A 13,220-nucleotide genomic window follows, 5' to 3' on the forward strand; every position below is an offset into this window, starting at 1 on the left:
TCGGCGCCGCGTCCGTTTTGATATACTCCGCGCATGATAGCGAAAATCAATCCAGGCCGGGCACTCGAGGTCGCCCGGGAGGTGTTGCGCACGGAAGCCGACGCCATCGAACGCGTCTCCGCGCACCTCGACGACAGCTTCTTCGAAGCGGTCTCGCTGCTGCTCGATTGCCGCGGGCGTGTGGTCGTCACCGGGATGGGAAAATCCGGTCACATCGGCCGCAAACTGGCCGCCACGTTCGCCAGCACCGGCACCCCCGCATTCTTCGTTCACCCCGCCGAAGCCAGCCACGGCGACCTGGGCATGATCACGGCCGGCGACGTCGTCGTCGCCTTGTCCAACTCGGGCGAGACGGGCGAACTCGTCAGCATCCTGCCGATGATAAAGCGCATCGGCGCGAAGCTCATCGCCATGACGGGCAACGCCAGCTCCAGCCTCGGACGCCTGTCGAATGTGCATCTCGACGCGCACGTCGACCGGGAAGCCTGCCCTCTGGGGCTCGCCCCCACGGCCAGCACCACGGCCGCCCTCGCCCTCGGCGATGCGCTGGCCGTCGCGCTGCTCGACGCCCGCGGGTTCGGCGCAGAGGACTTTGCCCGCTCGCATCCGGGCGGTGCCCTCGGCCGGCGTCTGCTCACCTTCGTGCGCGATGTCATGCGTACCGGTGAACGCATTCCGCGGGTGCGCACCGATGCCAGCCTGTCCGATGCCCTGCTCGAAATGACGGCCAAGGGTCTGGGTATGACCGCGATTGTCGATGCCGACGATCGCGTGGTGGGTATCTTTACCGACGGCGATCTGCGCAGATTGTTCAAACGTACGCTCGACTTCACCACGCTCACGCTGGCCGACGTCATGAAGGCCGGCCCGCGCACCATCGGCCCCGATCAACTCGCCGCCGAAGCCGCCGAGCTGATGGAGCGTTTCGGCATCACGCAACTGCTCGTGACCGAGAACGACCGCCTCGTCGGTGCGCTGAACGTCCACGACCTGTTCGCCGCCAAGGTCGTGTGAGTCTCCAGCCCATGAGTCAATCCAGCATCGCCCAATCCACTTCGTCCAACGTGGCCCATGCCGACGCCAACGCGCGCGCGGCTCGCCTGCGTGTCATGGTGTTCGACGTCGACGGTGTACTCACCGATGGCGGCCTGCGCTACGGCCCGGCCGGCGAGGTCATCAAAACGTTCGATTCACTCGACGGGCACGGCCTGAAGCTGCTCGCCGACGCCGGCATCGTCACCGCCATCATCTCCGGCCGCCACTCCGACATCGTCGCCAAGCGCGCGGCGGATCTTCGCGTCGCCCACGTCTATCAGGGCGTGCACGACAAACGTGCCGCGTTCGAGGATCTGTGCGCCAAGGTGTCGGTGACGGCCGATGTTTGCGGGCATATCGGCGACGACTGGCCCGATCTGCCCGTACTCACACGCGTCGGCTTCGCCGCCTGCCCGGCCAATGCCCACGCCGAAGTGCGGGCGCGTTGCCACTGGATTGCCGACACGCGTGGCGGCGAAGGCGCCGCGCGCGAGCTGTGCGACTTCATCCTGCGCGCTCAGGGACGTTACGACGCCCTGCTCGCCGAAGCCCTGGCCTGACGCGCAGAGGAAGCCGATCACTCATGGCCATTCAACGCGTCTCATCTGCCTCCCTGATCGCCGTCGTCGCGCTGGCCAGCCTGGCGGCCGGCACGTACTGGCTCGTGCAACGCACGCTGCCTTCCGACGCCGATCGCGCGCCGTACGTGAAGCGGCACGTTCCCGATTACTATGCCGACGACATGGCCATCTCCACGCTGTCGGCGAGCGGGCTCACGCAATACCGCATCAATGCGGTCCACATGACGCATTTCGAGGACGACCAGACCACGGCGCTCACGATGCCCGCCGTGCGTGCGTTCACGCCGGATCAACCGGAAGTGACGGCCACGAGCAAGCGCGGCACGCTCAACGCCGACATGTCGATCGTCGATATGTACGACGATGCCGTGGTCGTTCGTCAGGCCGGACCGCGCGATCCGGAAATGCGCGCGCTGTCCGAACACTTCCAGGTGCTGGTGAACGAAGACATCGTACGCACGGAACTTCCCGTCCAGCTCTTCCGAGGGTCTTCCGTGATGTACGGCGACGGCATGATTTTCAATAACATCTCGCGCGCCGTACAATTGCTCGGCAATGTTCACGGCACGATCCAGCCGGCGGAAATGGGCAGTAAACCCCCGGCCCCGCCCGCCGCAACCAACGCGCCTCCCCAGACCAAACAGGGCTCCAAGACCCCATGACCGATCGCCGCAACCCGCGACCCGTTTTCCTGTCGATGCGTACCCTGCGCGCGCTGGCCACCGCCTTCGCCGTGCTCGGCGCACTGGTGTCGCCGCTCGCCCACGCCGAGCGTGCCGACCGCGACAAGCCGCTCAATATCGAGTCGGATCACATGAGCTATGACGACCTCAAGCAGGTCAACATCTTCACCGGCAACGTGACGATGACCAAGGGGACGATTCTCCTGAAGGCCGATCGCGTCGAAGTGACTCAGGACCCGGAGGGCTATCAGTACGCTACGGCCTACTACAAGCCGGGCGGCCCGCTCGCCTATATGCGCCAGAAGCGCGACGGCCTCGACGAGTACATCGACGGCTGGGGTCAGACGATTTACTACAACGGCAAGACCGAAGTCGCCACGCTCACCACGCAAGCCACGCTCAAGCGCCTGGCCGGCGGCACGAAGGTGCTCGATGAGATCCACGGCAGCGTGATCACGTACGACACGTATAACGAGGTCTATACCGCGAACAGCGGCGCAGATCAGGTCAACGCCAACAATCCGAACGGCCGCGTGCGCGCCACGCTCGCCCCGCGCAATGCAACGGGCGCGAATCAGGCGCAGCCCGGCGGCGCGAGCAAGCCGGGGGCAGCCGCCAAGGGCGATCTGCCGCCGCTGTCTCCCTCAAAAAGTATCGGGAATCCGCGTGAGTAATTCTGCCAACAGCAACGCCTCGAACATCAATCCCGGCCTCGGCCCGGCGGGCAAGCCGAGCGCGCTCGTCGTACGCTCGCTCAAGAAGCAGTACGGCGCCCGTACCGTCGTCAAGGATGTCTCGCTGGACGTGAAAAGCGGCGAAGTGGTGGGTCTGCTGGGCCCGAACGGCGCAGGCAAGACAACGTCGTTCTATATGATCGTGGGCCTCGTGCCGGCCGACGACGGTGAAATTCAGCTCGACGGCAATCTGATCAGCGAACTGCCGATTCACGAACGTGCCCGCATGGGGGTCTCGTATCTGCCGCAGGAAGCGTCGGTATTTCGCAAGCTAACGGTCGAGGACAACATCCGCGCCGTGCTCGAATTGCAACTCGATGCACAGGGCAAACCGCTCAAGCGCGACGAGATCGAACGCCGCATCGAAGCGCTGCTCGATGAATTGCAGGTGAGCCATCTGCGCGAGAATCCGGCGATGTCGCTCTCGGGCGGCGAGCGCCGCCGTGTGGAAATCGCCCGCGCACTGGCTACGCAGCCGCGCTTTATTTTGCTTGACGAACCATTTGCAGGTGTCGATCCGATTGCCGTGCTGGAAATCCAGCGCATCGTGCGCTTCCTGAAGGACCGCGGCATCGGTGTCCTGATTACCGATCACAACGTACGCGAGACGCTCGGCATCTGCGATCACGCCTACATTATCAGCGAAGGCTCGGTGCTCGCTGCCGGCACACCCGACCAGATCGTGGCCGACGAAAGCGTCCGCCGCGTCTATCTGGGCGAGAATTTCCGGATGTAAAGCAAATTTTTCGCATGTAAACCCTGCCCCCGATAGGGAACAGGGCCGGTTCCGCTGGCGTGACAAAGCCTCTACAATGAAGGCGAGATACGCTATGAAACCGACTCTTCAACTCCGCACCTCCCAGCACCTGACCCTCACGCCGCAGTTGCAGCAATCGATCCGGTTGTTGCAACTGTCGACGCTCGAACTTCAGCAAGAAGTCGAGCACGCCCTCACCCAGAACCCGATGCTCGAACGCGAGGACGATTGGCTCGCGGGCTCGGTACGTGTGGGCACGGACGGGTCGCTGCGCAACGAGCGGAGCACGTCGGGCAGCAGCACGAACGACAGCTCCGAACCCGCCAACGGCCGCGACGAAGCCCGCGAACTCGACGGCGAGACGCGCTTCGACGACAACGCCCAGGACAGCGGCAGCGACTGGAGCCTGAACGACTTCGCACGCTCGGGTAGCGCATCGGACGACGACGACAACGCCCGTCCGCAACTTCATGTCGATCACCCCAATCTTCGCGAACACCTGTTGGCCCAGTTGCGCCTGACCAAAGCCAGTCCGCGCGACCGGGCGCTGGTGGAATTCCTGATCGAATCGCTCGACGAAGATGGCTACCTCGGCACCATGCTCGATGAAATTCAGGCAGAAATGCCCGAAGAGCTGGCGCTCGAGACCGAAGAAATCAACGCCGCACTCGCACTGCTGCAGAGCTTCGACCCGGCGGGCGTGGGCGCCCGCACCCCGGCTGAGTGCCTGCGGCTGCAACTCCAGCGTCTGCCCGCGAGCAACGTTCGCACACTGTCGCTACGAATCGTCAGCGATCACCTGGAATTGCTGGCCGCGCGCGATTACACCCGTCTGCGCCGCCAGCTGGGCGTGAGCGAAGACAGCTTGCGCGCCGCCCATCAACTGATTCGTTCGCTCGACCCGTTCCCCGGCGCCGCCTATGGCTCGCCCCAGGCCGATTACGTCGTGCCCGACGTGCTTGTGCGCAAACAGGGCAGCGGCTGGACTGCGGAACTCAATCCCGATGTCATGCCGCGCCTGCGCATCAATGAGATGTATGCGCGCATACTGCGTAATAACCGCAACGATCCGGGCACCGGCAACTTACAGCAGCAGCTTCAGGAAGCCCGCTGGCTGATCAAGAACATCCAGCAACGTTTCGATACGATCCTGCGCGTGGCGCAGGCGATTGTCGAGCGTCAAAAGAACTTCTTCACGCATGGCGAAATCGGCATGCGGCCCTTGGTTTTACGCGAGATTGCTGATACGCTGGGCTTACACGAATCCACGATTTCACGCGTGACTACCAGTAAGTACATGCTCACTCCATTTGGAACCTTTGAGCTGAAGTACTTCTTTGGTTCACATGTGGCAACGGAAGCCGGTGGCGCAGCGTCATCGACCGCCATCCGCGCACTCATCAAGCAACTCATAGGAGCAGAAGACCCGCAGACCCCCCTTTCCGACAGCCGTATCGCGGAACTGCTGGCAGAGCAAGGGTTCGTGGTAGCGCGGCGCACCGTCGCGAAATACCGTGAGGCCATGCGAATCCCCGCAGTGAACTTGCGCAAATCTTTGTAGGACGGTCCTCGTGTGCCATGTTGGCTCGCTGGGGCATAACGCCGCAGTGCGACATTGCGTCACGTCAATGGCTCGCACTCCCGCTAGCCAGCGTCGTTGATGACGCGGCCTGCACTTCGGCATTTCAGCAAGGAGAGCAGCTATGAATCTGAAGATCAGTGGACATCACCTCGAACTCACGCCGTCACTGCGCGAATTTGTCGTCAACAAGCTCGAACGCGTGTTGAGGCATTTCGACCAGCTCATTGGTGCCGAGGTGATCCTATCTGTCGACAAGACCAAGGAGAAGGCCGGACGCCAGATTGCTAGCGTCACCGTGTATCTCAAGGGCAAGGAAATTTTCGTCGAGAAGTGTGACGAGAATATGTATGCCGCCATCGACAAGCTGATCGACATGCTCGACCGCAAGGTAATGCAATACAAGGACAAGGTTCAGGATCACGGTCGCGAGGCCCTCAAGCACCAGCAACCTCCCGAGGCAGAGCCGCCGCAATGAGCCTGTCCGGGCGAGGTAGTCGCATCGACTGACAGGCATGTGAGTTCGCACGGCGCCACCCAAGCGCATGCACGTCTGTCATAAGTCTGGCATCACCCACCGCGGGGCCGTTGAACGGCCCCTTTTATATGGTTCCGCCAAGTTCCATGGATTGCCGCGGGCACCGTAGCGGGTGGTCTATAATGCGAGGTCAATCGGGGGTTGGAGGGCGACTAAGCGTTCGCCCGCATTACAAGATGAACCGTTTAGTCAAACTCTTACCTGCGTCCAACATCCTGCTTGGACTGTCCGTCACCAGCAAGAAGCGCGTCTTCGAGCAAGCCGGGCTTCTTTTCGAGAACAATGCCGGCCTGTCGCGCGCGCTTGTGACCGACAATCTGTTCGCACGCGAGCGTCTGGGCTCGACCGGACTGGGTGAAGGCGTGGCCATTCCGCATGGGCGTATCAAGGGCCTCAAGCATCCGATGGCAGCATTTGTGCGTCTCGAAGACCCGATTCCCTTCGAAGCGCCCGACAGTCAGCCGGTCTCCCTGCTGTTTTTTCTATTGGTGCCTGAGCAGGCAACGCAGCAACATCTCGAGATTCTTTCCGAAATTGCCCAGTTGCTCTCCGATCGCGCGATGCGCGAGACGTTGAGCCGCGCGCCGAGTGCCGACGAGATCCACGCCGCACTCGCCAACTGGCAGCCCTGAACCGGCGTATGCGCCGGTATCCGCCGCGAAATTCAGAGAATTCGTAGCTCCCACACCCAACCGAACGAGGCGACGCGGTGGAACTGACCGGCATCAACGCGCAAAGCATTTTCGACGACAACGCCGCCACGCTGCGGTTGTCGTGGCTGACCGGCCATGAGGGATGGGAGCGCGGTTTCACGCCCGAGAGCGTGGCCACCGCCACCTCCAGCGCCGACCTCGTGGGTCACTTGAACCTCATCCACCCGAACCGGATTCAGGTGCTGGGTGAGGCTGAGTTGCGCTACTACCAGCGCCTCACGGACGAAAACCGCAAGCGTCATATGGGCGAAGTGATTGCGCTCGAACCGCCGTTCCTCGTGGTCGCCGACGGCCTCGAAGCCCCGCCCGATCTGGTGTTGCGCTGTACCCGCTCGTCCACACCGCTGTTCACCACACCGATGTCGACGGCAGCAGTCATCGACAGCCTGCGTTTGTACATTTCGCGTGTGTTCGCCCCGCGATGCACGATGCATGGCGTGTTTCTCGACATTTTGGGCATGGGTGTGCTGCTCACCGGCGATTCCGGTCTCGGTAAGAGCGAACTCGGCCTGGAACTGATCAGCCGGGGGCACGGACTGGTCGCAGACGATGCCGTCGATTTCGTGCGACTCGGGCCGGATTTCGTCGAAGGCCGCTGCCCGCCGCTGCTGCAAAACCTGCTGGAAGTGCGCGGTCTGGGCCTGCTCGACATCAAGACGATCTTCGGTGAAACGGCAGTGCGCCGGAAGATGAAGCTCAAGCTGATCGTCCAGTTGGTGCGCCGCCCCGACGGCGAATTCCAACGCCTGCCGCTCGAAGCGCAGACAGTGGACGTGCTTGGCCTGCCCATCAACAAGGTCATCCTGCAAGTGGCGGCCGGGCGAAACCTCGCCGTGCTGGTCGAAGCCGCTGTGCGGAATACGATCCTGCAACTTCGCGGCATCGATACCCTCAAGGACTTCATGGAGCGCCAGCGGCAAGCCATGCAGGACCCGGACGGCATGCAGGGCAAGCTGCTCTGAATCCCCCACGGGTGGCGCCCGCCGTCGCCCGAAACGCCGGGGTTTACCGTAATTTCTGCTTTTTTCTGTCAACGCCGCGCGATTGCGGCGCGTTTTCTTTCATGTTGTAATCGCCACGCGGTCCCTTCCCGTGCGTGTCGACCTTATGGAGAGACGATCATGAAAAAAGCACTCGCTGCATTGCTTCTGGCATCCCCGCTGCTCGCATCGCCCGTATTTGCCCAGACGGCCGCCCCGGCGCCAGCTGCCAAGACAGCCAACGCCCAACAGAACAAGATGAGCACCTGCAACACGCAAGCCGCCGACAAGAAGGGTGACGACCGCAAGGCGTTCATGAAGGAATGCCTGTCGAACAAGCCCGCCGCCGCAGCCAAGCCGACCCAGCAAGAAAAGATGAAGACCTGTAACGCACAGGCTGGCGACAAGAAGGGCGATGATCGCAAAGCGTTCATGAAGTCGTGCCTGTCGAACAAGCCGGCAGCCTGACGCCTTTCCCCGCCAACGCATACCCAGCGGCGCCCTACGGGCGCCGCTGTCGCATGTGCAACGCTCTTTTCTCGTGAAACGAGAGAAATCCTCGGGAACGTTCTTGTTTCTGTCGGCTCGACACCCGTAAGACACAATCGCTTACCATCATGGTTGTATTCGGGGAATGTCATGAAGATCGTACTGATTACCGGTGTTTCGGGTTCCGGCAAATCGCTGGCCTTGAACGTCCTCGAGGATGCGGGTTACTACTGCGTCGACAATTTGCCGTCGCGCTTCCTGCCTGAACTCGCCGAATATCTCGAAACGCAGAACTACACACGTCTCGCGGTCGCCATCGATGCGCGCAGCGGCGGCTCGCTCGCCGATCTGCCACCGATCATCGGCGGACTGCGCCGCTTCGGCCACGACGTGCGGGTGTTGTTCCTCAACGCCACCACGCAAACGCTCGTGCAGCGTTTTTCCGAGACGCGCCGCCGTCATCCGCTCTCTGTCCTGGGCGACGATACGGTGTCGGCCACTGGCTCGCTCGTCGAAGCGATCGAGAAAGAGCGCGAAATGCTCAATAGCGTGACCGAACTCGGTCACCAGATCGACACCAGCAATTTGCGCGCGAGTGCGCTGCGCCGCTGGATCCGTGAATTCGTCCAGCACGATCACGCCGGACTCACGCTGATGTTCGAGTCTTTCGGATTCAAGCACGGTGTGCCGCTGGACGCCGATCTCGTGTTCGATGTCCGCTCTCTGCCCAACCCCTATTACGACGCGCAGCTTCGTCCGCTAACCGGCCGCGATCAGCCGGTGATCGACTTCCTCTCGGCCATTCCGGAAGTCGACGAGATGACCAACGATATCGGCGCGTATCTGCAGAAGTGGCTGCCAAGCTACATGCGCGACAACCGCAGCTATCTGACGGTGGCGATCGGCTGCACGGGCGGCCAGCACCGCTCTGTCTTCATCGCCGAAACGCTAGGCGAGCGCTTCCGCGCGGAAGCCAGCGTGCTCGTGCGGCATCGCGAACTCGCTCCCCTCGAGCCCGCAGCCTGATTCAGGCCGGCAGGCAGAGTTGGCCGTCGCCCGGCGAAACAATGCGCAGGGCGTCGGCAATCTTGCGGATCGGCGACGGCAATCCGGCCGCGGCGATGCCTGCCGAGTCGAGCCACGCATGGGGGGCGTCGCCCGAACGGGCAGCAAACGCCCCCTGCGCCGAAGCCCCGGATAGCGTTACCAGCCACGGGCGCAAGTGCAGCCGGAAATGCGTGAAGACGTGTGTGAGCCCCTGCAGCGGCACAAGCGACTGCACGGTGCCCTGCGCGGCGCCAAGGGCGGCGGCATGGGCGCTCAGACGCTCACGCAGCGACGCATCGTCCGCCTCGCGCTCCCCGGTGGGCGGTGTCAGTTCCGGCAAGCTCCATAGCCCGCCCCAGATGCCACTGTCGGGGCGCCGCTCGAACAGGATGCGCTCGCCCGAGCCAATCACCAGCACGTCGACGTAACGCTCAGGCTGAACCTTCTTCGGCTTGGACGTCGGCAATATCCGCTCGCGTCCCGTCGCATGCGCAACGCAATCGCTGTCGAACGGGCACTCGCCGCAACGCGGCTTGCCGCGCCCGCATAGCGTCGCGCCGAGATCCATCATCCCCTGCGTGTAGGCGGGCAAATTGCTTCCGGGCAGCAACGATTCGGCCAACGCCCACATTTCCCGCTCGATTTTCGGCGTGCCCGGAAATCCCTCGATACCGAACACACGCGCGAGCACCCGCTTGACGTTGCCGTCGAGAATCGCGGCGTGCGCATCGTAAGCAAACGCGGCAATCGCGGCGGCCGTCGAGCGGCCGATACCCGGGAGCGTGGCGAGCGTCTCTGGGTCCGTCGGGAAACGTCCGCCATGCTCGGCGAGCACGACCTGCGCGCAACGATGCAGGTTGCGCGCCCGCGAGTAGTAGCCGAGGCCGCTCCAGAGCGCCATCACATCGTCCTGCGGCGCGTTCGCCAGCGCGGCGACATCGGGGAATCGCTCAAGAAATCGCGCGTAATACGGGATCACCGTGGCAACCTGCGTCTGCTGCAACATGATCTCGGACAGCCAGATGCGATAGGCATCGCGCGTGTTCTGCCACGGCAGATCGTGGCGGCCATGCTCGGCCTGCCAAGCGATCAGACGCTCGGCAAAAGTGCCCGCAAGCGAGTTGGCAGGAAGGTCGCTGGACGATTCGTTCATATCGGTTTTTGGGGGCATCTTGTACGGCGATGGGCGGCGGCCGGGCCGGACTTTCCGGTCATCCCGTTTGCCGCCGCTGCTGCGTCATTTCTGACAGTGCGGGCAGAAGAACGTGGAGCGCTGGCCCTGCACGATCTGCCGGATTGGCGTGCCGCACACGCGACATGGCTGTCCGGCACGGTCGTAGACAAAATACTCCTGCTGAAAATAGCCGCTCTTGCCGTCGCTACCCACGAAGTCGCGCAACGTGCTGCCACCTTTCTCAATGGCTGCGGCGAGCACATCCTTGATCGCTTTTGCGAGCTTTTCCGCGCGCGGCCGGGAAAGTTTGCCTGCCTGCATGCGCGGGTGGATGCCAGCACGGAACAGGCTCTCCGACGCATAGATGTTGCCCACGCCCACGACGATGTTGCCTGCGAGCAATGCCTGCTTGATGGCAACCGTACGCCCGCGTGTGCCGGCATACAACCGCTGACCGTCGAAGTCGTCTGTCAGCGGTTCTACCCCGAGACTGGCGAGCAGCGGATGCATGAGCACGTCGCCGGCCGAGCGCGGGTGGAACAGCACCGCGCCGAAGCGGCGAGGATCGCGATAGCGCAGCGCGCACCGCTCGAACACGAGGTCGATGTGGTCATGCACGCCGGCGGCGGGCAACGCGTGCGGCTCGGACATGACGCGCAACGTGCCGGTCATGCCCAGATGCACGAGCAGCCAGCCGGGGGCATATTCGAGCAGCAGGTACTTGCCGCGACGGGTTACGCCGACGAGCGTTTCGCCACGCAGGAGCGTGTCGAGGCCGTCGGGCACCGGCCAGCGCAGCGAGGCGTTGCGCACGTCGATACGCGCGACACGCGTGCCCGCCACGTGCGGCGCAATACCGCGGCGGGTGACTTCGACTTCCGGGAGTTCAGGCATGCCTGCGAACGTTTGCTGAGGATTTAGACTCTATTGTATCGGGCGCGCTACAATCGCTCGATACTTGCCGTGGATCCCTATGCCGAACACCCGATTCCAGTCCATTCCCGCCGCCGAGAACACGGCGCTCACCGTGGCACCCGTGGTCTTGCGCCTGCGAGGCGCCCTGGCACGCGTGGCGTGGGCCGGCGCAACGGCGCTCGGCGTCACCTGCGCCAGCGCAATCATGGCATTCCTGCCATCTTCGAGCGCGTTCGCGCAAACCGCACCGAAAGCGCCGGCGGCCCCCGCCAGCGCCCCGGCGGCTGCGCCGTCCAAGGCAAGCGCCCCGCGCGCGGCTGGCGAGGCGGACACCGATAGCGACGACGTCAAGTCGAATGCGAACGCCCCTCGCGAAAATCTCCCGAACGTCGCGCTCTCCAGCGAGATCGTCTTCGAAGTGATGGCCGCCGAACTGAGCCTGCAACAAGGCAACCTGGCGCCGGCGTTCAACACATACATCGCGCTGGCGAATCGGACGAAGGACCCGCGCATGGCGCGCCGCGCCGTCGAAATCGCGCTGGGTGCGCGCCAGCTCGGCGACGCGCTGGTCGCCGCGCGGTTGTGGCATCAACTCGATCCCGCCTGGCGTCCGGCCTCGCAATTGCTCGCAAGCCTTCAAGTCGGCACCGGCCATCTGGCGGAAGCCGAACCGCTTCTCGTCGACGAACTGAACAAGGTGCCGGAAGCGCGTCGCGGTCAGGCCATTCTCGAACTGCAGCAGATGATTGCGCGTAGCCCGGAGCGCGCCACGGGCATCGACTCGCTCAAGCGCATGCTGGCCAACGACATGCAACGCCCCGAGGCGCAACTGGCCATCGCCCGCTCGCAACTCGATGCTGGCGACACGGCCGGTGCGCGCACGTCGCTCGAAACGGCGCTCAAGCTTAAGCCCGACTACGAAGCCGCCGCCCTGCTTTACGGGCAGATGGGCCCGGAAGAGCGCACCAGCGCCATCGCCGGATTGAAGACATTCCTCGATCGCAATCCGAATGCCAAGGAAGCCCGCTTCGCCTACGCCAAGCTGCTGCTCGCGGACAATCAGCTCGACGCCGCGCAGAAGCAGTTCGAGACGCTGGAGAAGCGTTTTCCGCATGAACTCTCGACGCTGATGGCGCTCGCATTGCTCAACCTGCACGCCAAGCATCCGGAGCAAGCCGAGCAGTATTTGCAGAAATACGCGGCAGAGGCGGAGCAACAGAACACCGACGGCGCGCAAGCGTACGTCTATCTCGCGCAGATCGCGCAGGATCGCAAGGATTACCCGGCCGCCGACAAGTGGCTCTCGAAGATTCGCGAAGACAGCAACGCGTATCTGCCCGCACAGATCGGGCGCGCGCAATTGCTCGCCGATCAGGGCAAGGTCGAGGAAGGCCGTGCGCTGCTGCACGGCATCAAGTCGAGCGACCCGCGTGAGCAACTCGCGCTCAAGCGTGCCGAGTCCGATTTGCTCGTCAAGGCAAAGCGCTACGAAGACGCGGAAAAGCTGCTTGCCGTCGAGGTCAAGAACAATCCCGACGATCCGGATCTGCTCTATCAGTACGGTATGGTGGCCGAACTGAGCAAGCACTACGATGTGATGGAAAAAGCGATGCGTCGCGTGATGACGTCGCAGCCCGAGAACGCGCAGGCCTACAACGCCCTCGGCTATTCGCTGACCGAGCGCAACACGCGTTTGCCTGAAGCGCTCAAGCTGCTGCAGAAGGCGGCGTCGCTCGCACCGGAAGATCCGTACATCATGGACAGCCTCGGCTGGGTGAAATACCGCCTCGGCGACAAGCAACAAGCGCTCGATCTGCTGCGCCGCGCCTACGGCATTCAGGCGCAGGCGGAAATCGGCGCGCATCTGGGTGAAGTGCTGTGGGAGTCGGGCCAGCAGGACGAAGCGCGCAAGACCTGGCGCGAAGCCTTGAAGCTCGACGGCGACGACGACACGCTGCGCTCGACCATGAAACGCTACAACGTCGCGCCGTAATG

14 protein-coding genes are annotated in these 13,220 nt (G+C 63.4%); 12 read left to right on the plus strand and 2 right to left on the minus strand.

The window, feature by feature from the left end; genetic code table 11:
• Positions 1–33 precede the first annotated feature (33 nt).
• The 11 genes from PCO31110_RS02245 (at position 34) to rapZ (ending at position 9,115) form a co-directional block, all read left to right on the plus strand.
• Complete coding sequence (locus tag PCO31110_RS02245; protein ID WP_010804815.1) at positions 34–1,014, plus strand: KpsF/GutQ family sugar-phosphate isomerase; 981 nt, start codon at positions 34–36, stop codon at positions 1,012–1,014.
• An 11-nt stretch (positions 1,015–1,025) separates the two neighbouring features.
• Positions 1,026–1,595 carry a KdsC family phosphatase gene (locus PCO31110_RS02250; RefSeq protein ID WP_150689539.1) on the plus strand — a complete coding sequence of 190 codons (570 nt, stop codon included), beginning with the start codon at positions 1,026–1,028 and terminating at the stop codon, positions 1,593–1,595.
• 23 nt (positions 1,596–1,618) lie between these two features.
• Positions 1,619–2,278 (plus strand): LPS export ABC transporter periplasmic protein LptC, encoded by a 660-nt coding sequence (lptC, locus tag PCO31110_RS02255; protein ID WP_010804813.1) that lies wholly within the window; start codon positions 1,619–1,621, stop codon positions 2,276–2,278.
• Complete coding sequence (gene lptA, locus PCO31110_RS02260; protein WP_010804812.1) at positions 2,275–2,973, plus strand: lipopolysaccharide transport periplasmic protein LptA; 699 nt, start codon at positions 2,275–2,277, stop codon at positions 2,971–2,973. Before lptC ends, lptA begins: the two co-directional genes overlap by 4 nt.
• Before the next feature lie 25 nt (positions 2,974–2,998).
• Positions 2,999–3,769: an LPS export ABC transporter ATP-binding protein gene (lptB, locus tag PCO31110_RS02265; RefSeq protein WP_036663785.1), complete on the plus strand. Its 771-nt coding sequence runs from the start codon at positions 2,999–3,001 to the stop codon at positions 3,767–3,769.
• 94 nt (positions 3,770–3,863) lie between these two features.
• Positions 3,864–5,351: an RNA polymerase factor sigma-54 gene (locus tag PCO31110_RS02270; RefSeq protein ID WP_010804810.1), complete on the plus strand. Its 1,488-nt coding sequence runs from the start codon at positions 3,864–3,866 to the stop codon at positions 5,349–5,351.
• Between the two features lie 142 nt (positions 5,352–5,493).
• Complete coding sequence (gene hpf, locus PCO31110_RS02275) at positions 5,494–5,847, plus strand: ribosome hibernation-promoting factor, HPF/YfiA family (RefSeq protein WP_010804809.1); 354 nt, start codon at positions 5,494–5,496, stop codon at positions 5,845–5,847.
• Between the two features lie 236 nt (positions 5,848–6,083).
• Positions 6,084–6,539, plus strand: a complete 456-nt coding sequence (ptsN, locus tag PCO31110_RS02280) for a PTS IIA-like nitrogen regulatory protein PtsN (protein WP_010804808.1) — start codon at positions 6,084–6,086, stop codon at positions 6,537–6,539.
• A 77-nt stretch (positions 6,540–6,616) separates the two neighbouring features.
• Positions 6,617–7,582, plus strand: coding sequence for an HPr(Ser) kinase/phosphatase (gene hprK / locus PCO31110_RS02285; protein ID WP_010804807.1), 966 nt, complete (start codon positions 6,617–6,619; stop codon positions 7,580–7,582).
• A gap of 159 nt (positions 7,583–7,741) precedes the next feature.
• Positions 7,742–8,068, plus strand: coding sequence for a PsiF family protein (locus PCO31110_RS02290; RefSeq protein WP_150689540.1), 327 nt, complete (start codon positions 7,742–7,744; stop codon positions 8,066–8,068).
• 171 nt (positions 8,069–8,239) lie between these two features.
• Positions 8,240–9,115, plus strand: a complete 876-nt coding sequence (gene rapZ / locus PCO31110_RS02295) for an RNase adapter RapZ (RefSeq protein ID WP_010804805.1) — start codon at positions 8,240–8,242, stop codon at positions 9,113–9,115.
• A gap of 1 nt (position 9,116) precedes the next feature.
• Here rapZ and mutY read toward each other — a convergent pair whose 3' ends face one another.
• Complete coding sequence (mutY, locus tag PCO31110_RS02300; RefSeq protein WP_010804804.1) at positions 9,117–10,289, minus strand: A/G-specific adenine glycosylase; 1,173 nt, start codon at positions 10,287–10,289, stop codon at positions 9,117–9,119.
• A gap of 84 nt (positions 10,290–10,373) precedes the next feature.
• Entirely contained in the window at positions 10,374–11,204 is an 831-nt protein-coding gene (gene mutM, locus PCO31110_RS02305; protein ID WP_010804803.1) for a bifunctional DNA-formamidopyrimidine glycosylase/DNA-(apurinic or apyrimidinic site) lyase, read from the minus strand.
• Positions 11,205–11,283: 79 nt separating this feature from the next.
• On the opposite strand from mutM, the gene PCO31110_RS02310 reads away from it, so the two are divergent.
• Positions 11,284–13,218, plus strand: a complete 1,935-nt coding sequence (locus PCO31110_RS02310; protein WP_150689541.1) for a tetratricopeptide repeat protein — start codon at positions 11,284–11,286, stop codon at positions 13,216–13,218.
• Positions 13,219–13,220: the final 2 nt, after the last annotated feature.

This window comes from Pandoraea communis (genome assembly GCF_902459745.1).
GTDB lineage: Bacteria > Pseudomonadota > Gammaproteobacteria > Burkholderiales > Burkholderiaceae > Pandoraea > Pandoraea communis.